Source organism: Oerskovia sp. NPDC060338 (assembly GCF_042726295.1).
GTDB lineage: Bacteria > Actinomycetota > Actinomycetes > Actinomycetales > Cellulomonadaceae > Oerskovia > Oerskovia merdavium.
In genome coordinates this window covers 79,527-100,831 of sequence record NZ_JBHXCQ010000006.1, presented here as the reverse complement: position 1 = coordinate 100,831, position 21,305 = coordinate 79,527, and the positions used below count along the sequence as shown (strand labels likewise).

The following is a 21,305-nucleotide window of genomic DNA, read 5'->3' as shown; positions in this document are numbered from 1 at the left end:
CGCCCTGCGCGGGGCCGCCCCGCACGGGCGGTTCCCGCGGGCGCCGCGGGCGTGAAAGGCTGCGCTCGCGGCGAATAGGTTCGCGCCGGGACGATCCGGCGTGCCACGCTTGTTGTACGACATGCCGACCGGAGCGTCTTCCGGACGGCGTCGACCGGCCCAGGTCACACGGACCCGGGGCCCGGACCCTCAGCTGAAAGGCGGCCCATGACCCAGACCCCTGCGAACCCCACCCCCGAGACCGCACCGGAGACCGTGGAGCGTCCCGAGCGCGACATCGCCGGTGACGTCGTGGCACGGGTGCTCGCTCGGGCGGGGACCGCGCGCGCCGAGGGGGGCACCCAGCACTCCGTCTACGACGGCGAGCAGCTCGAGCTCGCCGAGCGCACGGCGCTGCGACGGGTCGCCAACCTCTCGACCGAGCTCGAGGACGTCACCGAGGTCGAGTACCGCCAGCTGCGCCTCGAGAAGGTCGTGCTCGTCGGTCTCTACACGGGCAGCGGCGACGCCGCGGCGGCCGAGGCCGAGGTCTCGCTGCGCGAGCTCGCGGCACTCGCCGAGACGGCGGGGTCCCAGGTGCTCGACGGCGTGCTCCAGCGTCGCCAGAAGCCTGACCCCGGGACGTACCTCGGCTCGGGCAAGGCCGCCGAGCTCGCCGGCGTCGTCGCGGCCACGGGCGCGGACACCGTCGTGATCGACGGCGAGCTCGCGCCCTCGCAGCGACGTGCGCTCGAGGACATCGTCAAGGTCAAGGTCGTCGACCGGACCGCGCTGATCCTCGACATCTTCGCCCAGCACGCCAAGTCGCGGGAGGGCAAGGCGCAGGTCGAGCTCGCACAGCTCGAGTACCTGCTCCCGCGTCTGCGCGGCTGGGGCGAGTCGATGTCCCGCCAGGCCGGTGGCCAGGTCGGTGGCGCGGGAGCCGGCATGGGCTCGCGCGGACCCGGTGAGACCAAGATCGAGCTCGACCGCCGCCGCATTCGCGACCGCATGACCAAGCTGCGGCGCGAGATCGCCGCGATGGCGCCGGCCCGCGAGACCAAGCGGTCCTCGCGCAAGCGCCACGCCATCCCGTCGGTCGCGATCGCCGGGTACACCAACGCGGGCAAGTCGAGCCTGCTCAACGCGCTGACCGGCGCCGGGGTGCTCGTCGAGAACGCGCTGTTCGCGACCCTCGACCCCACGGTGCGGCGCGCGCAGACCGAGGACGGGCGCGTCTACACGCTCGCGGACACGGTCGGGTTCGTCCGCGCGCTGCCGCACCAGCTCGTCGAGGCGTTCCGCTCGACGCTCGAGGAGGTCGGCCAGGCCGACCTGCTGCTGCACGTCGTCGACGCGTCGCACCCCGATCCCGAGGGGCAGATCGCCGCGGTCCGTCACGTCCTCGCGGACATCCCGGGCATCGACCAGGTGCTCGAGGTCGTCGTGCTCAACAAGGTCGACATCGCCGACCCCGACGTCGTGGCCCGCATCCGTGGGCGCGAGCGACGCACGATCGTGGTCTCGGCGCACACCGGGCAGGGGATCGACGACCTGCTCCAGCTCATCTCCGACGAGCTGCCGCGGCCCGACGTCTCGGTCGACCTCGTGGTGCCCTACCACCGGGGCGACCTGGTCAACCGCGTGCACCTCACGGGCGAGATCGACCTCGAGGAGCACGTCGAGACGGGCACGCGCCTGCTCGCACGCGTCGACGAGGGGCTCGCGCTCGAGCTCCACGCGGTCGCCGTCCGCGCCTGAGCGCGCGGGGCCCGGGCTTCGAGGAGCCCGGGCCCCTGCTCGGGCGTGCCCAGGCGCCTGCGCGGGCTGCCCTCGCAGGGTCCAGGACCGTCGTGTCGGAGGGTCGCCGTAGACTTCCGGGGTGCCCGAGGAGACCACCACCACCCTGACCACGGGCTCTGCGACCCCTGACGTCGAGGAGCTGCTCGACCTCGCGGTCGGCGCCCTCGGTGGCGGGCGCCGCGCGGGCCAGCACCAGATGGCCGTGAGCGTCGCGACCGCGATCGACGGCTCGGGTGGCCCTGACCACCTCCTGGTCCAGGCGGGCACCGGTACCGGGAAGTCGCTCGGCTACCTCGTGCCCGCGGTGCGCCACGCCGTGTGCGAGGACGAGCGCGTCATCGTCTCGACCGCGACCCTCGCGCTCCAGCGCCAGATCATCACGCGAGACCTCCCGCTGGTCGCCCAGGCCGTCGCCGACAAGCTCCCGCGCGAGCCCCGCATCGCCCTCCTCAAGGGCTGGCACAACTACCTGTGCCAGCACAAGATCGAGGGGGGCTACCCGGCCGACGAACCCACGCTGTTCGACCTGCCCACGGGCGGCGAGCGTGCAGGCGTCGCGGAGCATCCCGCTCCGGGCGCGGCGTCGGGGGCCGCAGCGCTCGGCGAGCAGGTCGTGCGGCTGCGCGAGTGGGCGCAGGAGACCACGACGGGCGACCGGGACGACCTGGTGCCCGGCGTCTCGGACAAGGCCTGGCGGCAGGTCTCGGTCACGGCCCTCGAGTGCCTGGGGGCCAAGTGCCCGCTCATCGACGACTGCTTCCCCGACCAGGCCCGCACGAGCGCGCGCGAGGCGGACGTCGTCGTGACCAACCACGCGATGCTCGGCATCGCCGCGTCGGGCTCGCCCGGCGTCCTGCCCGAGCACGGCGTGGTCGTGGTCGACGAGGCCCACGAGCTCAGCGACCGGGTCACGGCCGCCGCCACGGCCGACCTCTCGGTGCCCATCATCGAGCACGCAGCACGGCTCGCGCGTCGCCACGGGGGCGTGCAGACGACAGACCTCGACCTCGCGATCGGCGCGTTCGGGACCGTGGTCGCCTCGCTGCCGGCCGAGCGCTTCCCGGACGGCCTGCCCGACGACGCGCGCTCGGCCGTCGCGGCGGTCCGTGACGCGGCGCGCACCGTGCTCAGCGCGCTCAAGCCGGACACCTCGGGCGGCCCCCAGGCGCAGCCCGACACCGGGATGAAGATGGCTCAGGCCACCATGCTCCAGGTCTTCGAGATCGCCGAGCGCATGGCGCAGGACCCCACGGGGCACGACGTCCTGTGGTGCTCGCGCGCGGGCGAGGACGGCCGGTGGAGCGGGGACGGCGTGAGCAGGCTGCACGCCGCGCCGCTCGCGGTGGCCGGTCTCATCCGGACCAACCTCCTGACCGAGCGCACGGGCGTCTTCACGTCGGCGACCCTGGCGCTCGGAGGGACGTTCGACCCCGTGGCCCGCTCCCTGGGGCTCGACGACGACGGGGCGACCTGGAGCGGTCTGGACGTCGGCAGCCCGTTCGACTACCCCCAGCAGGGCATCCTCTACATCGCCAAGCACCTGCCTCAGCCCGGCCGCGAGGCCGCGACGGACGGGCAGCTCGACGAGATCGCCGACCTCATCACGGCGGCGGGCGGGCGGACCCTGGGCCTGTTCTCGTCGCGGCGCGCGGCGCTCGCGGTCGCCGAGGCCATGCGTGATCGGCTCGACGTCCCCGTCCTGTGCCAGGGCGACGACCAGCTGCCCACGCTCGTCAAGGAGTTCGCCACAGACCCGCGGACGTGCCTGTTCGGCACGCTGTCGTTGTGGCAGGGCGTGGACGTCCCCGGGCCGAGCTGCCAGCTCGTGCTCATCGACCGGATCCCGTTCCCTCGCCCCGACGACCCGGTGAAGTCGGCGCGCGCCCGCGCGGTCGAGGCCGCGGGGGGCAACGGCTTCATGCAGGTCTCGGCCAACCACGCGGCCCTGCTCCTCGCTCAGGGGGCGGGCCGTCTCATCCGGTCGACCGCAGACCGCGGTGTCGTCGCGGTCCTCGACCCGCGCCTCGCGACGGCCCGGTACGGCTCCTACCTCACCAAGTCGATGCCGGACTTCTGGACCACGACCGATCGACGTGTCGTCCTCTCTGCGCTCGAGCGCCTCTCCGCCCTAGGCTGAGACCTGGCAGTCCACGCGGTGGACGCGGCCGCTGCCCCCGGCGGCGGCCGGACGCCTGCCGCACAACGTCCAGGAGGCACAGTGCCCGCCCGTACCACCAAGCTCGCGATCGTCGGCGCAGGTTCCGTCGGATCGACCCTCGCCTACGCGGCGCTCATGCGAGGGGCCGCTCACACCGTGAGCCTCCTCGACATCAACAAGACCAAGGTGGAGGCCGAGGTCCTCGACCTCCAGCACGGCATCCAGTTCATGCCCATGGCCAAGGTCGAGGGATCCGACGACGTCGCGGTGTGCGCCGACGCGGACGTCGTGGTCTTCACCGCGGGTGCCAAGCAGAAGCCCGGGCAGACGCGCCTGGACCTCGCGGGCGCGACCATCTCGCTCGTCCGGAACATCCTGCCGGGGCTCGTCGAGGTCGCACCCAACGCGATCTACATCATGGTGACCAACCCGGTCGACGTCGTGACGTACGCGGCGCTCAAGTACTCCGGCCTGCCGGCGAACCAGCTCTTCGGCAGCGGGACGGTCCTGGACTCCTCCCGCCTGCGCTTCCTGGTCGCGCAGCACTGCGGCGTCGCGGTGCAGAACGTCCACGCCTACATCGCGGGCGAGCACGGCGACAGCGAGATCCCGCTCTGGAGCTCCGCGACCATCAGCGGCGTCCCTCTGCTCGACTGGAAGGGGCTCACGGGCCGCGGGCCGCTCACCGCAGAGGTGCGTGAGGACATCGCGCACGAGGTCGTGCAGTCGGCCTACCGCATCATCGAGGGCAAGGGCGCGACCAACTACGCGGTCGCGCTCGCCGCCACCCGCATCATCGAGGCGATCCTCGACGACGAGCACCGGGTCCTGCCCGTCTCCTCGCTCCTGGAGGACTTCCACGGGATCAGCGACGTGTGCCTGTCGGTGCCGTCGCTGCTCGAGCGGCGAGGGTGCGGGGAGCGGATCGAGGTCCCGCTGTCCGACATCGAGCTCGCTGGTCTGCGCTCGTCGGCGGACTCGGTGCGCGCGGTCGCGAAGAGCTTCGGGCTGTGACGGCGACTCGCTAGAGCGGCTACTCGCGCGAGAGTCCTGGGGGCCGCTGGTCGGCGAACCTCGGACGACGAAGGGGACGGCCTGTGCGGCCGTCCCCTTCGTCATGCAGGAGCAGGGTGCTGAGGGGGCAGGTCAGAGACTGCGCAGGACCGAGACGACGCGGCCGAGCACCTGGGCGTCGTCGCCCGACAGCGGGCGGTACGCCTCGTTGTGCGGCATGAGCCAGACGTGCCCGTCGATGCGCTTGAACGTCTTGACGGTCGCCTCGCCGTCGATCATGGCGGCGACGATCTCGCCGTTCTCCGCGACGGGCTGGCGGCGGACGACGACCCAGTCGCCGTCGCAGATCGCCGCGTCGATCATGGAGTCGCCTGACACGCGCAGCAGGAAGAGCTCGCCGTCACCCACGAGCTGACGGGGCAGCGGGAACACGTCCTCGACGACCTGCTCGGCGAGGATGGGACCACCGGCCGCGATGCGCCCCACGACGGGGACGTACGACGGGGTGGGACGCTCGGGGGAGTCCTCGGCCGGGTCCACGTCCTCCACGCGCGGGAAGCCGCTGCCGGGCAGAGCGCGGATCCCGCGCGAGTCGTCGGTCTGGACGACCTCGATGGCGCGGGGCCGGTTGGGGTCGCGGCGCAGGTAGCCCTTGCGCTCGAGCGTCGTCAGCTGGTGCTTGACGCTCGACGGGCTGGTCAGGCCGACGGCCTCGCCGATCTCGCGCATGCTCGGCGGGTAGCCGCGCTGCTCGACCGACGCCCGGATCGTCTCGAGGACCAGGCGCTGGCGTGCCGTGAGCCCGTCCCCGCCTGTCGCAGGGTCGGGGAGCTCGTGCACCTTCGCGAGCCTGCCCGTGGTGTCGGCCACCCGTCCCGCCATCGTCGTCTCCGCCCTGCTCGGCCGTTCCGGTCCTTGTCCTGCGGAAAGAGCGCCGCGCGCGGCACCGTCTCCTCGAAGAGCTCCCGGTCGCCTGCGCGCGCCCCGAAGGGGCGCGACATATCGGACGACCGGTACAGGTCCAGCGTAGGTCACCGCGCGACACGAATCAAACACATGTTCGAGCATGTCTCGACAACGCGCGCAGTCGGTGATAGAAATCGTACAGGTGTTCGACGTACAGGTGTTCGAACCGACCGGGGAAGGCGGTTCGGGCACCCCTGGCGAAGGAGTGGACATGAGCGCAGTGGTGTCGATCGACGAGTGGCGTGCGGCACGGCGTCAGGAGTCGGCGTCGGAACGTCCCCTCCGCCTGACGCGGCGCGGTCGGGTCGTCCTGACGGCGCTCGTCCTCGGGCTCATGGCGCTCGTCGTGCTGTGGGGCGGGAAGGCCTTCGCCTCGGGACCCGGCGAGCCGCGCGAGGTCACGGTGCACGCGGTCGAGGCCGGCGAGACGCTCTGGCAGCACGCAGCGGCTCTCGCCGGGGGGGATCGCGACGTGCGTGACCTCGTGGACGAGCTGATGGCCCTCAACGGGCTCTCCTCGACCAGTCTTCAGGTCGGGCAGCAGCTCCTGCTCCCTGTGGATGAGGGGTGACGTATCGCCCCCAGGGGCCGTGGTGGCGCGTGTCGTGCATGGTCCGGACGCGTCCCGGCGTCTCGTTCCGGGAACAGGGGTTGCGCACTGCCCTTAGGTTCCCCTAAGTTAGTACTGCCTCACCAACCCGGCTGGGGGGTCGGTCGGTGGGGAGGAGACGCGCATCGCTGCGTCTCCGCAGTTGCGTCGACGTCCGCGAGGCGAGTCGCGGACGTGAGATGGGGACGGGGGCGTCCCGACGGAGGTGGCCGGTTCTCGGCCACCTCCGTTCTCCGTTTGTGACCGATGCCCGGCGCGAGGCGCCTTGCATGTCGCGGAGCGGGCGACGTACGTTCGGGGCGCACCTTCGGAGCGGCCGCTCCGGAGCCAGGCCGACCAGCACAGGAGACCTTTCCCATGCACTGTCCGTTCTGCCGGCACGCGGACTCTCGGGTCGTCGACTCACGGACCTCCGACGACGGCGCATCGATCCGTCGCCGCCGCCAGTGCCCTGCGTGCAACCGGCGCTTCACCACGATCGAGACCGCGAGCCTGTCGGTGGTCAAGCGTTCGGGAGTGACCGAGCCGTTCAGCCGGGAGAAGATCGTCACCGGCGTGCGCAAGGCCTGCCAGGGGCGACCGGTCAACGAGGACGATCTCGCGGTGCTGGCCCAGCGCGTCGAGGAGTCGCTGCGGGCCGGAGGCAGTGCCGAGCTCGACGCCTACGAGATCGGCCTGGCGATCCTCGGCCCGCTGCGCGAGCTCGACGAGGTCGCCTACCTGCGCTTCGCGAGCGTCTACCAGGCCTTCGACTCGCTCGAGGACTTCGAGGCCGCGATCAACTCGTTGCGCGCCGAGCGCGAGGCTCGGGAGGACGCGGTGCGTGAGCTCGACGGCTCCGGGACCGTCGACCATGCGCAAGAGGACCCCGCGCCCGCGGGAGGGGCTTCGCACCAGGCGTGAACCGGTGACCGCGCGGACCCGTTGCCGGGCGAGCCGCGTCCCGTCGGGGTGTGAACCGCGTCGGCCGGGGGGGAGGCGCAGTCCGCAGCGGCCGGTCGGTGCTCAGAGCCTGCTCGACCGATCGGCCCAGATGTTGATGCCGGTGTCGAGTGGACGCGACGTGCCGTCCGGGGCCGTCTCGAGCGACACGGCGTCGATCGCCGCGAGCTCGGCGGGGGAGAACGGGGCAGCCTCGAGCGCGCGCAGGTTCTCGTCGAGCTGGGCGGTGGTGCGCGCGCCCACCAGGACCGAGGTCACCCGCGGGTCGCGGAGAGTCCAGGCGAGCGCCATCTGTGGCAGGGACTCGCCGCGACCCGACGCGATCTCGTGCAGCGCGCGGACCCGGGCGAGGTTCTCCGGCGAGAGGAACTCGGGACGGAGCGAGACGCCGCGAGCCGCGCGGGAGTCGTCGGGCACCCCGTCGAGGTAGCGGTCGGTCAGCATGCCCTGGGCCAGGGGTGAGAAGACGACGAGACCTGTCCCTGAGTCACCGGCGACGTCGAGCAGGGTCCTTCCGTCGGTCCCCGGTTCCTCGATCCAGCGGTTCAGGATCGAGTAGGACGGCTGGTGCAGGACCAGCGGCAGGCCCAGGTCCGCGGCGATCTCGAGCGCCTGCGCGGTACGGCGGGCCGAGTAGGACGAGATCGCGGCGTACCGGGCGCGTCCCGAGGTCACGGCCGTGGCGAGGGCGCCGATCGTCTCGGTCAGGGGGGTCGTCGGGTCGAACCGGTGGGAGTAGAACACGTCCACGTGCTCGACCCCCAGGCGCCGCAGCGAGGCGTCGAGCGAGGACAGCAGGTACTTGCGCGACCCACCCTCGCCGTAGGGGCCAGGTCCCATGCGGTAGCCGGCCTTGGTCGAGAGGAGGAGCTCGTCGCGGTGTCCGCGCAGGTCGCTCGCGAGCACGCGACCGAACCCGGCCTCGGCCGATCCCGGAGGTGGGCCGTAGTTGTTCGCGAGGTCGAAGTGGACGACCCCTCGCTCGTAGGCGTGCAGCACGAGCTCGCGCTGCACGGCGTACGGCGTGGAGTCCCCGAAGTTCTGCCACAGTCCGAGCGACAGGGCAGGCAGGCTCAGCCCTGACCTGCCGGCTGGCCGGAACCTCATGCCATCGGTGCTCTCCGGTGTTTTGTGCGACATGTCTCGACCGTACCCGGTCGTATTCGCTGGCGTTACCGATCGGCGTACGCCAGGCTGGGGGGCAGGGGAGCGCCCTCAGGCGTACCCGTTCCACCGAGAGCAAGGAGGCCCGCCGATGACGACGTCGAAGGACGAGACACCAGCGACCACGCCCAGCGAGGACGCGAAGGCGAAGTTCCGCGAGGCGCTGGACCGCAAGAACGCCGCGAGCCACCGCACCGCGGACGGGGGCTCGAACACGGGCACCGTCCACGGTTCGGAGACCGTCGGACCCGTGCAGCGCACGTTCCGCCGCAAGTCCGGCTGAGCCGCGCTGCTGGGCACTGCCCGGCCCGCCTGCTACGACGAAGGGACCGCACCCACGGGTGCGGTCCCTTCGTCGTAGCAGGTCTTCCTAGCGGGTCAGGACAGGACCCGGAGCTTGACGGTCGCGTCCATCGCACGCAGCGCCTCGATCGCGGCCGGCTCGAGCTCCGAGCCGACGTCGGTCACCACGTAGCCGAGCTCGCCGCGGGTCGCGAGCATCTGCCCCTCGATGTTGGTGCCGTGCTCCGCGAGCACGGCGTTGACGGCGGCCAGCACACCCGGGGTGTTGCGGTGCAGGTGCGCGATGCGGCTCACGCCCGTGCTCTGCTCCAGGGCGAGTCCGGGCATGTTGACGCTCAGCGTGGTCGAGCCCGTGGCGAGGTAGTCGCGGAGCTTGCCGGCGACGAACTGGCCGATCGACTCCTGCGCCTCCTCCGTGGACCCACCGATGTGCGGGGTCAGGATGACGTTCGGCAGGCCACGGAGGTCGGACTCGAAGTGGTCGCCGCGCTTCTTGGGCTCCTCGGGGAAGACGTCGATCGCCGCGCCCGACAGGTGACCGGACAGGATGGCCTCGCGCAGTGCCCCCGTGTCGACGACGAAGCCGCGCGAGAGGTTGAGCAGGATCGAGCCCGGGCGCATGCGCGAGAGCTGCTTCTCGCCGAACAGGCCGGCGTTCCCGCCCCGACCGTCCACGTGCAGGGTCACGACGTCGGCGGTCTCGAGGAGCTCGTCGAGGGTGTCCATGCGGCGGGCGTTGCCCAGTGCGAGCTTCTCGGCCGTGTCGTAGAAGATGACCGACATGCCGAGCGCCTCGGCCACGACCGAGAGCTGGGTCCCGATGTTGCCGTAGCCGATGATGCCCAGGGTGCGGCCGCGGACCTCGTGCGCGCCCTCGGCCGACTTGTCCCAGATGCCGTCGTGGAGCGCGCGGTCGCGCTCGGTCAGGCGACGGGTCAGTGCGATGATCTCGGCCAGGGCGATCTCCACGACCGACCGGGTGTTCGAGAACGGGGCGTTGAACGTCGCGACGCCGTGCGAGGCAGCGGCCTTGAGGTCGATCTGGTTGGTGCCGATGCAGAACGCGCCGATCGCGACGAGGTCCGGTGCGGACTCGATGACGCGGGCGGTCACGTTGGTCTTGGACCGGATGCCGAGGATGTTGACGCCCTGGAGCGCCTCGATCAGCTCGGCCTCGTCCATGGCCCCGGATCGCACGGTCACGTCGATACCGGCGGACTCGAAGATCGAGGTGGCGAGTGGGTGCAGGTTTTCGAGGAAGAGGGCGCGTAGCACCTCCCTATGGTGCTCCGAGTTGCCATGAGCACCAAACGAGTCTTGTCCTTCGGACGCCCGGCCCGGACCGCCGGACGCCGTCCGGGCGCCCCGCGCCGTGGTCGCGTACCGGCCGGTCGCCCGGCCGGTACGCGCGCCTCTCAGTCGGCGAACCCGGCGGGCAGGGGCTGGGCGTGCACGACGACGAGCCGCTGGGTGGGCCGTGTCATGGCCACGTACAGGTCGGAGGCGCCCGAGGTCCCGGCGAGGATCTCGGCCGGCTCGACCAGGACGACGGCGTCGAACTCGAGGCCCTTGCTCTGCGTGGGGCTCAGGACCGTCAGGGCTGCGGCGAGCGCGCCGGGGAGGGCAGCGGCCGGACCGGTGAGCAGCGGCGTCGAGCCGTGGGCCTCGACCAGCTGCTCGCGCACCTCGGTCACGCGCCCGGCCGGTGCGACCACCGCGACCCGGCCCGCGCCGTCGGGCCCGACGAACTCCGCGAGGGCCGCACGGACCCGCGCGACGACCTCATGACCCACACCTGCCCCGCCCTCGACCGGGGCCAGGACGAGCGCGCCCGGGACGTCGCGCGCCGAGGTGAGCGACGACGTCGGGAGGCCCGACGCGGCCGCGAACCGCTGCGCCGTGTCCGCGATCTGGGTGGGTGTGCGGTAGTTGACGGTCAGCGTCGCCTGCCGCCACGCGTCGCGCAGCAGCGGGTCGAGCATGCTCGCCCAGGACCGGGCGCCCGCGAGCGAGGACGTCTGGGCGACGTCGCCGACGATCGTCATGGACCGCGTGGGGCACCGACGCACCAGGGCGCGCCACGCCATCGCGGAGAGCTCCTGTGCCTCGTCGACCACGACGTGCGCGTAGGTCCACGTACGGTCCTGGGCGGCCCGCTCGGCCGTGGTCAGCCGCGATCCGCCGCCGCCGAAGCGGTCGGCGAGGATCTCGGCACCGACGATCCCGCCGCCGGCCCCCGAGGACTCCAGGACCTGGCGCGCGTACTCGAGGTTCGCCGCTCGGTCCGCGGCCTCGGCCTTGGCCTGGGCGCGCGCCGCCTGGTCGTCCTCGCCCAGGAGCTCGGCCGCCTCGTCGAGCAGCGGCACGTCGGCGGGCGTCCACGGAGAACCCTTGGGACGGGCGAGAGCCGCGCGGTCCGCACGTGACATGTCGGGTGCCGCCTCGGCGAGGCGGTGCGGCTTGACGAACAGGTCCTCGATCAGGCGCTCGGGAGTCAGCGGCATCCACGCGAGGTTGAGCGCGATCCGGATCTCGCGCTGGCGTCGCAGGTCGTCGATCACCTCGGCCCGCTCCTCGGGCGCGACCGGCCCGCCGAGCTCGGCCAGGTACTGGTCGGCGAGCCGGCCCAGCATCTCGCGGACGAACGGGACCCGCGCGAGGTTGTGCGGCTTGTGCGTGCGGTGGGCCTTGGCGATCGCGTCGCGCACGTCGGAGCGTCGGACCACCAGGTCGTGCCCGTCGATGCGCAGGTGCTGGTCCTCGGCGGGCACGCGCTGGCGCGCGCGGACCGCCCGCTGGACGATCCTGGCCCAGGACGCGCGGCCCTTGATGCGGGCCACCTCGGGGGACTCCTCGCCGTCCGCGACGAGTCCTGGGAGCAGCTCGGCGATCGTCGTGCTCACGACCCCGGTCTCGCCGAGCGAGGGCAGGACCTGGTCGATGTAGTGCAGGAAGGACAGGCTGGGGCCGACCAGCAGGACGCCCGAGCGCTCGAGCAGCCGGCGGTGGGCGTACAGCAGGTAGGCCGCGCGGTGCAGCGCGACGGCGGTCTTGCCCGTCCCCGGTCCGCCCTGGACGACGAGCGCTCCCGCGAGCTCGGAGCGGATGATCGCGTCCTGCTCGGCCTGGATCGTCGCGACGATGTCGCCCATCCGGCTCGTCCGCCCGGCCGCCATCGCGGCGAGCAGGGCTCCCTCGCCCGAGAGCGAGGACTGCGGGGCCGCGTCGGACGACAGGTCGAGGACCTCGTCCTCGAGCCCGGTCACGTTGCGTCCCTTGGTCACGAGGTGCCGACGGCGTCGCACCCCGTCGGGGTGGGCGGCGGTCGCCCTATAGAAGGCCTGGGCGGCAGGAGCCCGCCAGTCGGTGAGGATCGAGGCGTGGTCCTCGTCGGACAGGCCGATCCTGCCGACGTAGCGCGTCGTGCCGTCGTCGAGGTCGAGGCGCCCGAAGGTCAGGCGTTCCTCGACGGACTCGAGCTGAGCGAGCCTGTCCTCGTAGAGGGTCGCGAACGCGTCGCGCTCGCTGCGGTTCTGGGGGGAGCCCGAGGGGCCGCCGCGGCGGACGCCTGCGAGGCGGGCCCGGGTCGCGGCGCGGAGCTCGTCGAGGCGGCCGTAGAGCGTGTCGACGACGACCTGCTCCTTGCCGATCTCCTCCTGCCGTCCGGAGGGCTGGTGGTCCGGCGTGGCCGGGACCTGTCCGTCCGGAGCCCGTGTCCCGCTCGTCCGGTCGCTCGTCTCGCGCACCCTGATCCGTCCTGTCCTCTGGTCCCACGTGGCCCGCTCGCGCACCCCCGCGATGCAGCCGTCCATTATTGCCGATCCGCGCGGTCTCGGGTGCCATCCGACCGAGGCGCGGACCGGGGCGCGGACCTGCCGCTCGCCCGTCGGTGCCGGTGTGCCCGGCACGCCGGGCGGCACAGGAGGTCCCTCCGCATCCCACCGCGAGGCAGCGCTGTCCTCTACGATCGGGAACCATGGCGAGAGTGGGGAGTGCGCGTCGTGGTGACTGACCCGGTGCCGCCCCGTGCGCAGGACGGGGCCCCTGACGTCCTGTCGCCCGAGGACCTGCTGCGGGTCCTGCTCGTCGAGGACGACGACGGGGACGCGATCCTCGTCGAGGCGTTGCTCGAGGACGCGAGCGTCAACGTCGAGCTGCACCGCGCGACCGCGCTCGACGCCGCCCTGGAGAAGCTCGGCCAGCACGACGTGCACTGCATCCTCCTGGACCTCGGTCTGCCGGACGCGGTGGGCCTGTCCGCGGTCGAGCGCTTGCAGTCGCGGCCGAACCCGCCGGCCCTCGTCGTCCTGACAGGGCACACCGGGATCGACCTCGGGGTCCAGGCCGTGGCAGCCGGCGCCGACGACTACCTCGTCAAGGGCGAGGTCGACGGCGACCTCCTCGGCCGCTCGGTGCGGTATGCCGTGCAGCGGCGTCGCTCCAAGGAGCAGCAGCGCGCGCTGTACCGCAGCGAGGTCCGCGCCGCGGAGACGGCGCGCCTCGAGCGCGCCCTCCTGCCCAAGGCACTCGTCTCGGACGAGCGGATCGCGGTCATGGTCGGCTACATCCCGGGGGGCAACGGGCTGCTCGGCGGCGACTTCTACGACGCCGTCGAGCGCAGCGACGGCAGCGTCCTGTGCCTCATCGGTGACGTCGCGGGGCACGGACCCGACGAGGCCGCGCTCGGGGCGACGCTGCGCACGGCCTGGCGCACGCTCGTCCTGTCGGACGTCGCCCCCGACCAGATCCTGCCGCTCGTCGAGCGCGTCCTGGTACCTGAGCGTGCCCGCCCCGAAGTGTTCGTCACGCTGTGCCAGGTCGTCATCTCCGCCGACCGTTCGGGGGTCGACCTCTATCTCGCGGGGCACATGCCGCCGCTGCTCCTGCAGGACTCGTGCTCGGAGCTCCCGACGACGTCGCGCGGTCGGGCGCTCGGCATCCCCGTGGGCGGGGGCTGGAGCGCCGAGCACGTGGAGCTCGAGGCGCCCTGGGCGCTCATGCTCTACACCGACGGGCTCATCGAGGCGACCCTGGCGGAGGATCCGGCGGTCCCCGGGACGGGCTTCGTCCCCGGGGCGCCTGGTCGCCGGGAGCGGTTGGGGGTCGCGGGGCTCCTCGCCGCGGTCGACACGGAGATCACGCACGGGGGTGAGGGGCTCGTCGAGCGCGTCTTCCGCCGCGTCCGAGACCTGCACGGCGGGCCGCTGGCCGACGACGCGGCGGTCCTCGTCGTCGGGTGGGGCGGACCGGACCAGGCAGCCCGCGGCGAGCGGACCGCGACCCTCGCAGACTCCGACGAGTGGTCGCAGTGACGACAGACCCGGCGGCGGCGGGGGGAGCGCCTGCCGAGGGCGAGCCTCGTGCAGCCTCCGCGAGCCCCGGGAGCCCCGGGAGCCCCGCGAGCCCCGCGACGCCCGCGCCGTCCCCGACACGCACCGACGCTGCGGACGGCAGGCGGCCGGGCACCGACCGCGAGCCCGAGATCCTTGCGGGGACCGCCCCGCAGGGCGCGTCCCTGCGGCGCCGTCTCGGTGTCCTCCTGGTGGTCGCCGCGGCGATCCTCCTCGCGGTCCTCGTGACCTCGGTCGTCGCGCTCGTCAACGTCGTGCGCATCCAGGACGAGGTGACCAACCCCTACTTCACCGCCATCACCCAGGCCGACACGGCCTACATCTCGCTCGTCGACGCCGAGTCGTCGGTGCGGGCCTTCCTCGCGACGGGGGCCGAGGTCAACCTCGAGCCGTTCGAGCGCTCGATCGGCTCGGACGGCTCCGTGTCCCTCCACGACGACGCGACGTCGGAGGTGCTCTCGGTGTCCCCTCCCGTGGCGGCCGCGCTGGACCGGGCGTCGACCGCCATCCACGAGTGGGCGCTGGGGTACGCCCTGCCGTCCGTCCAGAAGGTCCAGGACGGCGCCCCGGACGCCGTGACGACCGACGACAAGCTCGAGGGCGCCCGACTGTTCGACGACGCCCGGGTCGCGACGAGGGACTACATCACCGTCCTGCGTTCCGTCCGGTCGGAGAAGGTCGAGGCGCTCGAGAGCTGGACGCAGGTGCTGTTCGGTTCGGTCGTCGTCCTCGTCCTCGCTGCGCTGCTCGTGGGCGCGGTCCTGTGGAGCGTGCTCAAGCGATGGATCACCGAGCCCGTGACCTCCCTCGCTCACCAGGTCCGGGTCGTCAGCGGCGGTCGGCTGCGGCAGCCGGTCGCGGTCAGCGCACCCGGCGAGATCGGGGCGCTCGCGATCGACATCGAGCACATGCGTCAGGAGCTCGTGAGCCAGGTGGCCGAGATCCGCGCCTCGCACGAGGAGGTCGAGCTCTCCCACGAGCTGCTCGCGGCCCAGGCCCAAGAGCTCGAGCGGTCGAACCGTGACCTCGAGCAGTTCGCCTACGTCGCCTCGCACGACCTCCAGGAGCCGTTGCGCAAGGTCGCGTCGTTCACCCAGCTGTTGCAGAAACGGTACGGCGGACAGCTCGACGACCGCGCGGACCAGTACATCGAGTTCGCGGTCGACGGCGCCAAGCGCATGCAGCGACTGATCCAGGACCTGCTCGGGTTCTCGCGCGTCGGGCGGACCGGGACCGAGCGGGTCCAGGTCGACCTCGAGAAGGCGCTCGCGGTGGCCCTGTCGGACCTCGAGGACAAGATCGCCGCGACGGGAGCCGTCGTGACGCACGACCCGCTCCCCACGGTGCGGGGCGAGAAGGCGCTGCTCGAGCAGCTCCTCGTCAATCTCGTGGGCAACGCGATCAAGTTCCGCGACCCGGAGCGTCCGCCGGTCGTCCATGTCGGCGTCCGGGCGAGCGAGCGCTCGTGGGAGCTGAGCGTGGTCGACAACGGGATCGGGATCGACGCGCAGTACGCCGAACGGGTGTTCGTCATCTTCCAGCGGCTGCACCCCAAGGACGTCTACGAGGGGACGGGGATCGGCCTCGCGCTGTGCAAGCGGATCGTGGAGTACCACGGCGGCCGCATCTGGCTCGAGCCGACCGAGGGCGGCGGGACGACGGTCCGGTTCACGATCGCGCACGCCTACGATCCCTCCGCCGCGGGCCACCGGCCCTCGCCGGACGCTCCGTAGCCGACCGGGCCCGCGACCTGGCGCCACGTGCTGAGACGTGGAGGCACGCTCGTCGACTAGGCTCGCGGCGTGGCCCCGGAGGACCGGGGCGACCTGGGGACGACGGACTGCGGGGACACGGCATGAGCAACGGGCACAAGGTGATCGACGTCCTGCTGGTCGAGGACGACCCGGGCGACGTCCTGATGACGCGTGAGGCGTTCGAGGACCACAAGGTCACGAACCGGCTCTCGGTCGTCAGCGACGGTGTCAGCGCGATGGCCTTCCTGCGCAAGGAGGGGGAGTACCTGGACGCGCCCACCCCGGACCTGATCCTGCTGGACCTGAACCTCCCGCGGATGGACGGGCGCGAGGTCCTCGGCGAGCTCAAGTCGGACCCGGCCCTCCGGCAGATCCCCGTGGTCGTGCTCACGACGTCGGAGGCCGAGGAGGACGTCGTCCGGTCCTACTCGCTGCACGCGAACGCCTACGTGACCAAGCCCGTCGACTTCGACCGGTTCATCGACGTCGTCCGTCAGATCGACGACTTCTTCGTCACCGTGGTCCGCCTCCCCGGTCGCTGAGACGACAGGCGGCGCACCGAGCAGGTGCGTGCCGGCGTGGTCGCGCCCCGTGGCACGGCACGCTCCGGGCGTAGCGAGGTGAGGGCCTCGTGCCGGGAAGGTTCCGGCGGTGCGTGGTGTTGTCCTGATCGAACCGCCGACGAGCGGGCTGCGCGGGGACCTCGACGGTCCCGGTCGGCTCCTCGCCCCGGCGGGCGGCAGGGATCGCACGACGACGGAGGAGCTTCTGGTGTTGGACCCACGAGGGATCTACGAGGTGGACGAGGCCGCGGTGGCGCGCGTCCTGCCCGCGGCGACGCATGCACAGGAGGGGACCTCGCTCCGCGCGGTCGGCCCGGTCCTGCTGCACTCGGTGCGCGGGTTCGTGGACGCCGGCACGGCCGGTGACCTCGCGGTCGAGCACCTGCTCGAGGAGTTCGAGGTCACGCGCCTGGTCACGTTCGACGTGGACCAGCTCCTCGACTACCGCTCGAAGCGCGTGACGATGGTCTTCGACGCGGACCGGTGGGCCTCGTACGACGAGCCGTTCCTCGCGATCGATCACGTGCGCGACGCCGAGGGGACGGGCTTCCTGCTCCTCCACGGTATCGAGCCGGACCTCCAGTGGGAGCGCGTGGTCGCCGCGCTGCGCGAGCTCGTGCACCGCTTCGACGTCTCGCTCGTCGTGGGCTTCCACGGCATCCCCATGGGCATCCCGCACACGCGTCCCCTCTCGGTGACGGCGCACGCGACCCGCCGCGAGCTGATCGAGGACCACACGTCGTGGTTCGGCACGGTCAAGGTCCCGGGCTCGTTGGCCGCGCTGCTCGAGCTGCGTCTCGGGGAGTCGGGGCACGACGCCCTGGGGTTCACGGTCCACGTCCCGCACTACCTCGCGCAGTCGCCGTTCCCGCCGGCGGCGGTCGTCGCCCTCGAGAACGTCCAGCGGTCGACGGGTCTCGACCTGCGCGTCGCGGCGCTCGCGGACGCGTCCCAGGAGGCCGTCCAGGAGGTCGAGCGGCAGATGGCCGAGTCCGAGGAGGTCACGGCCGTGGTGCGCGCGCTCGAGGAGCAGTACGACGCGTTCGCCCGCTCGGTGGGCCGCACGAGCCTGCTCGCGGACTCCGCTCCCATCCCGACGGCGGACGAGCTCGGGGCCGAGTTCGAGCGCTTCCTCGCCCAGCACGGTGGCGAGTGACCGGTCCCTCGCGGAGGTTCTGCGGAGGTTGTGGGGACGAATCACGGTATTTCCCGGCGTTTGACGTGGCGAACCTCACCTTGACCGTGCAAAACTAGGTCTCGTTGCAGTGACGTGCTCGAGACATGCCTTCGCGTGAACCGGTGTCGACGCAGCAGGATCCCGGTCCGCCGGGGTCGTGCCTGTCCAGCCGCCGGTCGCCACGACCGGAACCACGCGGAGCGGGTCGCGGGTCCGGCTGCGACGGCTCGATGAACGGGCGAAGGGTCCGTTCGCGGATGTCCCCGGTTGGACAGAAGGTACGAGGAACAGCATGGCGCAGGGTTCTGTGAAGTGGTTCAACGCTGAGAAGGGCTATGGGTTCATCGCCCAGGACGACGGCGGAGCCGACGTCTTCGTCCACTACTCGGCGATCGAGGCCCAGGGCTACCGGTCGCTCGAAGAGGCTCAGCGTGTCGAGTTCGAGATCACCCAGGGGCCCAAGGGCCCGCAGGCGGAGAACGTCCGCCCGCTCTGATCTCCCTGATCTTCTCCCGGTTCTCGCGAGCCGGATCCGGAGGCCGCACCCCCCAGGGGTGCGGCCTCCGGTGTCATGAGGTCCCGGGCCCGACGACGTCGCGCGAGGCCGCGGCGGGCGCACCTGGGCGGGTGGCGCCGTCGGGCACGGGGAGCGGGATGTCGTCCTCGAGCGGGACCGCCGTGCCCGTGAAGCGTCCTACCTCTTCCCCGGTGAGGAGGGTCGCGGGGACCGGGAGGCTGCGCAGGGCGCGCGCCAGGCCCGGGTCGTCGAGCCCGAACGGCACGGGGTCGTCCTGGGCCGCCTGGTTCTCGTCGGCGGAGGTCGCGTCGTCGACCGGGCGCACGACGACCAGGACGAGGTTCCCGTAGCGGCGCCCCTTGAGCTGACCCGGTTCGGCGATCAGTCCGATCCGGCCCTCGGTGGTTGCGCCCGTCGAGAACGGGGTGAGGGCCGCGGCAGCGGTCGCGAGCTCTCTGCGGACCAGCGCGAGCGGCGGTCGGTCCGCGCAGTTGGCGAGGTAGACGCCGCCGGGGCGCAGGACGCGCAGCGCCTCGCGGACGAAGCCGACTGTCGTGACGTGCGCGGGAGTGGTGTCACCCGCGAAGACGTCGCGCACCACGACGTCGACGCTCGAGTCCGGCAGCGTCGCGAGCTCGGCCCGGGCGTCTCCGGCGCGCAGCCGGAGCCGCGGTGCGCGGGGGAGGGCGAACCACTCACGGACACGGGCGACGAGGTCGGCGTCGAGGTCCACCGCGATCTGGCGCGAGTCCGGTCGTTCGTGCTCGACGTAGCGCGCGAGCGTGCAGCCTGCCGCGCCGAGGTGCACGACGCGCAGCGGTCCTGCCGGGAGGGCCCCCAGGACCGCGGCCATCTGCTGCATGTACTCGAATGTCAGGAGACCCGGGTCTGCGAGGTCCAGGTGCGAGCTGGGGACGCCGTTGACCATGAGCGTCACGCCCGTGCTGCCGTCCGGGTCGGGGACCAGCTCGGCCGTCCCGGTCGACGTCTGGACCTCACCCGCGGGGAGCTCGTGGACGCTCTCCGCACCGCGAGGCCGGGTACCGCCTCGAGCCCGCCGAGGGGCCGGGGAGGGCTCTGTGGGTGCCGAGGTGGATGCTGGGGAGTGACGGGACGTCCGCCGGGAGGACTTGCGAGGCATGGGTCCACCGTAGGGGCATCGCGCGGCCGGGTCGGCGTCGGGCGGGCGGACGACCCACCCGGACGGATTGACTTTCGTCGAACAGGTGTTCGATAGTTGACTTCGGAGGTGTTGAGATGACTACGCAGCACAGGGTCTCGCCGGGTGCGCTCGCCCCTGACGTCGCTCGGCTCCTCGCGCGGGCCGACGCCGAGATCATCGCAGCGAACCTCGCGGCAGACCCGGCGGAGCGGTTCGTCCACGCCCACCTCGGGGCTCTGCGCGCCGCTGCGGCGGTCGTCGCGCTGCGGGGCAGGCCCTCCGCACGCTCCCGGGCCCGCTCGGTCTGGGACCTGCTGGCCGTCGTCGAGCCTGGTCTCGCGGCCTGGTCGGTCTACTTCGCGGGCGGGGCGCGGATCCGGGCGGCGGTGGACGCCGGGAGGTTCGACGCGGTCGATCCTGGGCGCGCCGAGGAGATCATGGTCTGCGCCGAGGACTTCCGTGACGAGGTCGCGATGATCATCGACCCGGACGCAGGGTTCGTCCGGCATCCCACGCTCCGGGTCGTGGCCTCGTGACGGGCGGGCCCCTCCTCGAGGGGGCAGGTGTTCCGTGAGCCGCGGCCCGCGCTCCGCCCAGGCGCACCGGGACTGGGGGACGGACGAGACGGGGTGCTCCGTCCTGCACGTCGACATGGACGCCTTCTTCGCCTCGGTCGAGCTCCGTCGTCGACCTGAGCTGAGGGGGCGCCCGGTCGTGGTCGGCGGGTCCGAGCGCAGCGTGGTCCTCGCAGCCACGTACGAGGCTCGCGCCTTCGGCGTCCACTCGGCCATGCCCATGGCTCTCGCCCGGAGGCTGTGCCCGCAGGCCGTCGTGCTTCCTCCGGACCACCGGGCGTACCAGGAGGCCTCGCGTGCGGTCATGGAGATCGTCCACGAGGTCACGGCGCTGGTCGAGCAGATCAGCATCGACGAGGCCTTCCTCGACGTGAGCGGAGCCCGGCGCCGGCTGGGTGCCCCCACGGTGATCGCGAGGAACCTCCGTGAGCGCGTGCAGGCGGAGGTGGGCATCACGTGCTCGGTGGGGATCGCCACGACCAAGTTCGTCGCGAAGCTCGCCTCGACGCACGCCAAGCCCGACGGCATGATGCTGGTGCCTGCCGCCGCGACCGTTCCGTTCCTGCGGACGCTTCCGGTCGGCGCGCTGTGGGGCGTGGGGGAGCGGACCGAGAAGCTGCTCGCCGACTGGGGCATCACGACGGTCGCCGAGCTCGCGGACACCGAGGTCTCGGCCGTGCAGGCGGCCGTGGGCAAGGCCGCGGGCGCGCACCTCCACGACCTCGCGTGGGGCAGGGACCCGCGTCCCGTCGAGCCCGGGCGTGCCGAACGGAGCATCGGTGCCGAGACGACCTTCGAGCACGACCTGTACGACTCCGCGGTGATCGGTTCGGCCCTGCTGGGGCTCGCAGACCGGTGCGGCGCGCGGCTGCGGCACCAGGGGCTCGTGGCACGGACCGTCAGCGTCAAGGTCCGAACGTCGGACTTCCGGACCCTCACGCGTTCGAGGACCCTGCGTGCTCCGACGGACGTCGCGCAGGAGATCCACCAGGTGGCCCGCGAGCTCGTCGAGTCGGTGGACCGCAGGGGGCTCCCGGTGCGGCTCGTCGGGGTGAGGGCGGAGAACCTCGAGGCCCGGAGCACCTCGACGCTCCAGCCCACGCTCGACGAGGCGGTGCAGGAGGAGGCAGGGACGCGGCGCGCGGCCGAGGAGACGCTCGACCGGATCCGTGACCGTTTCGGGGTGAATTCGATCGGTCCGGCGTCCACCCGTCGACGCTCGACTACCACCAGGGCGGATGTCGATCTATCCTGAGAGGGACACACT

The 21,305-nt window shown here is 72.4% G+C and carries 18 protein-coding genes; 13 read left to right on the top strand and 5 right to left on the bottom strand.

The window, feature by feature from the left end; genetic code table 11:
- Window positions 1-207 precede the first annotated feature (207 nt).
- The 3 genes from hflX to ACFWGN_RS09190 all read left to right on the top strand — a co-directional run bounded on the left by hflX (window position 208) and on the right by ACFWGN_RS09190 (window position 4,954).
- Window positions 208-1,740: a GTPase HflX gene (gene hflX, locus ACFWGN_RS09200; RefSeq protein WP_377616596.1), complete on the top strand. Its 1,533-nt coding sequence runs from the start codon at window positions 208-210 to the stop codon at window positions 1,738-1,740.
- A 121-nt stretch (window positions 1,741-1,861) separates the two neighbouring features.
- Window positions 1,862-3,919: an ATP-dependent DNA helicase gene (locus tag ACFWGN_RS09195; RefSeq protein WP_377616595.1), complete on the top strand. Its 2,058-nt coding sequence runs from the start codon at window positions 1,862-1,864 to the stop codon at window positions 3,917-3,919.
- Between the two features lie 81 nt (window positions 3,920-4,000).
- On the top strand, window positions 4,001-4,954 hold the full coding sequence (locus ACFWGN_RS09190; protein ID WP_191803976.1) for an L-lactate dehydrogenase: 954 nt from the start codon (window positions 4,001-4,003) through the stop codon (window positions 4,952-4,954).
- Window positions 4,955-5,086: 132 nt separating this feature from the next.
- Here the strand turns inward: ACFWGN_RS09190 and lexA are convergent, their stop codons facing one another.
- On the bottom strand, window positions 5,087-5,836 hold the full coding sequence (gene lexA / locus ACFWGN_RS09185) for a transcriptional repressor LexA (RefSeq protein WP_377616594.1): 750 nt from the start codon (window positions 5,834-5,836) through the stop codon (window positions 5,087-5,089).
- Between the two features lie 295 nt (window positions 5,837-6,131).
- Between lexA and ACFWGN_RS09180 the strand changes: the two genes are divergently transcribed.
- Complete coding sequence (locus ACFWGN_RS09180; protein ID WP_377616593.1) at window positions 6,132-6,491, top strand: LysM peptidoglycan-binding domain-containing protein; 360 nt, start codon at window positions 6,132-6,134, stop codon at window positions 6,489-6,491.
- A gap of 396 nt (window positions 6,492-6,887) precedes the next feature.
- Window positions 6,888-7,433 carry a transcriptional regulator NrdR gene (gene nrdR, locus ACFWGN_RS09175; protein ID WP_377616592.1) on the top strand — a complete coding sequence of 182 codons (546 nt, stop codon included), beginning with the start codon at window positions 6,888-6,890 and terminating at the stop codon, window positions 7,431-7,433.
- A 102-nt stretch (window positions 7,434-7,535) separates the two neighbouring features.
- On the opposite strand, the gene ACFWGN_RS09170 is transcribed toward nrdR, so the two are convergent.
- Window positions 7,536-8,579 (bottom strand): aldo/keto reductase, encoded by a 1,044-nt coding sequence (locus ACFWGN_RS09170; protein ID WP_377616591.1) that lies wholly within the window; start codon window positions 8,577-8,579, stop codon window positions 7,536-7,538.
- Between the two features lie 148 nt (window positions 8,580-8,727).
- Between ACFWGN_RS09170 and ACFWGN_RS09165 the strand changes: the two genes are divergently transcribed.
- Window positions 8,728-8,919: a DUF5302 domain-containing protein gene (locus ACFWGN_RS09165; RefSeq protein ID WP_056648816.1), complete on the top strand. Its 192-nt coding sequence runs from the start codon at window positions 8,728-8,730 to the stop codon at window positions 8,917-8,919.
- Window positions 8,920-9,014: 95 nt separating this feature from the next.
- On the opposite strand, the gene serA is transcribed toward ACFWGN_RS09165, so the two are convergent.
- Complete coding sequence (gene serA, locus ACFWGN_RS09160) at window positions 9,015-10,214, bottom strand: phosphoglycerate dehydrogenase (protein WP_056648818.1); 1,200 nt, start codon at window positions 10,212-10,214, stop codon at window positions 9,015-9,017.
- A 140-nt stretch (window positions 10,215-10,354) separates the two neighbouring features.
- The gene (locus tag ACFWGN_RS09155; RefSeq protein ID WP_377616590.1) at window positions 10,355-12,751 is read right to left on the bottom strand and encodes a HelD family protein; all 2,397 of its coding nucleotides are present in this window, start codon (window positions 12,749-12,751) and stop codon (window positions 10,355-10,357) included.
- A 189-nt stretch (window positions 12,752-12,940) separates the two neighbouring features.
- Between ACFWGN_RS09155 and ACFWGN_RS09150 the strand changes: the two genes are divergently transcribed.
- From ACFWGN_RS09150 to ACFWGN_RS09130, 5 genes are all read left to right on the top strand, one after another.
- The gene (locus ACFWGN_RS09150; RefSeq protein WP_318244540.1) at window positions 12,941-14,251 is read left to right on the top strand and encodes a fused response regulator/phosphatase; all 1,311 of its coding nucleotides are present in this window, start codon (window positions 12,941-12,943) and stop codon (window positions 14,249-14,251) included.
- Window positions 14,248-16,023: an ATP-binding protein gene (locus tag ACFWGN_RS09145; protein WP_377616589.1), complete on the top strand. Its 1,776-nt coding sequence runs from the start codon at window positions 14,248-14,250 to the stop codon at window positions 16,021-16,023. Before ACFWGN_RS09150 ends, ACFWGN_RS09145 begins: the two co-directional genes overlap by 4 nt.
- A gap of 122 nt (window positions 16,024-16,145) precedes the next feature.
- The gene (locus tag ACFWGN_RS09140; protein ID WP_377616588.1) at window positions 16,146-16,586 is read left to right on the top strand and encodes a response regulator; all 441 of its coding nucleotides are present in this window, start codon (window positions 16,146-16,148) and stop codon (window positions 16,584-16,586) included.
- Window positions 16,587-16,815: 229 nt separating this feature from the next.
- Entirely contained in the window at window positions 16,816-17,763 is a 948-nt protein-coding gene (locus tag ACFWGN_RS09135) for a proteasome assembly chaperone family protein (protein WP_377616587.1), read from the top strand.
- 313 nt (window positions 17,764-18,076) lie between these two features.
- Window positions 18,077-18,280 carry a cold-shock protein gene (locus ACFWGN_RS09130; RefSeq protein ID WP_056648823.1) on the top strand — a complete coding sequence of 68 codons (204 nt, stop codon included), beginning with the start codon at window positions 18,077-18,079 and terminating at the stop codon, window positions 18,278-18,280.
- 73 nt (window positions 18,281-18,353) lie between these two features.
- On the opposite strand, the gene ACFWGN_RS09125 is transcribed toward ACFWGN_RS09130, so the two are convergent.
- Complete coding sequence (locus ACFWGN_RS09125) at window positions 18,354-19,442, bottom strand: spermidine synthase (RefSeq protein ID WP_377616586.1); 1,089 nt, start codon at window positions 19,440-19,442, stop codon at window positions 18,354-18,356.
- Between the two features lie 116 nt (window positions 19,443-19,558).
- Here ACFWGN_RS09125 and ACFWGN_RS09120 point away from each other — a divergent pair, with 116 nt between their 5' ends.
- On the top strand, window positions 19,559-19,999 hold the full coding sequence (locus tag ACFWGN_RS09120) for an SAV_6107 family HEPN domain-containing protein (RefSeq protein WP_191803993.1): 441 nt from the start codon (window positions 19,559-19,561) through the stop codon (window positions 19,997-19,999).
- A 34-nt stretch (window positions 20,000-20,033) separates the two neighbouring features.
- Window positions 20,034-21,293: a DNA polymerase IV gene (locus ACFWGN_RS09115; RefSeq protein WP_191803995.1), complete on the top strand. Its 1,260-nt coding sequence runs from the start codon at window positions 20,034-20,036 to the stop codon at window positions 21,291-21,293.
- Window positions 21,294-21,305: the final 12 nt, after the last annotated feature.

Excerpts from the sequence above, each read along its gene's own strand:
- hflX (WP_377616596.1), top strand. The coding sequence starts at position 208 with ATGACCCAGACCCCTGCGAACCCCACCCCCGAGACCGCACCGGAGACC.
- lexA (WP_377616594.1), bottom strand. The coding sequence starts at position 5,836 with ATGGCGGGACGGGTGGCCGACACCACGGGCAGGCTCGCGAAGGTGCAC.
- ACFWGN_RS09180 (WP_377616593.1), top strand. The coding sequence starts at position 6,132 with ATGAGCGCAGTGGTGTCGATCGACGAGTGGCGTGCGGCACGGCGTCAG.
- nrdR (WP_377616592.1), top strand. The coding sequence starts at position 6,888 with ATGCACTGTCCGTTCTGCCGGCACGCGGACTCTCGGGTCGTCGACTCA.
- ACFWGN_RS09170 (WP_377616591.1), bottom strand. The coding sequence starts at position 8,579 with ATGAGGTTCCGGCCAGCCGGCAGGTCAGGGCTGAGCCTGCCTGCCCTG.
- ACFWGN_RS09165 (WP_056648816.1), top strand. The coding sequence starts at position 8,728 with ATGACGACGTCGAAGGACGAGACACCAGCGACCACGCCCAGCGAGGAC.
- ACFWGN_RS09155 (WP_377616590.1), bottom strand. The coding sequence starts at position 12,751 with ATGGACGGCTGCATCGCGGGGGTGCGCGAGCGGGCCACGTGGGACCAG.
- ACFWGN_RS09140 (WP_377616588.1), top strand. The coding sequence starts at position 16,146 with ATGAGCAACGGGCACAAGGTGATCGACGTCCTGCTGGTCGAGGACGAC.
- ACFWGN_RS09130 (WP_056648823.1), top strand. The coding sequence starts at position 18,077 with ATGGCGCAGGGTTCTGTGAAGTGGTTCAACGCTGAGAAGGGCTATGGG.
- ACFWGN_RS09125 (WP_377616586.1), bottom strand. The coding sequence starts at position 19,442 with ATGCCTCGCAAGTCCTCCCGGCGGACGTCCCGTCACTCCCCAGCATCC.
- ACFWGN_RS09120 (WP_191803993.1), top strand. The coding sequence starts at position 19,559 with ATGACTACGCAGCACAGGGTCTCGCCGGGTGCGCTCGCCCCTGACGTC.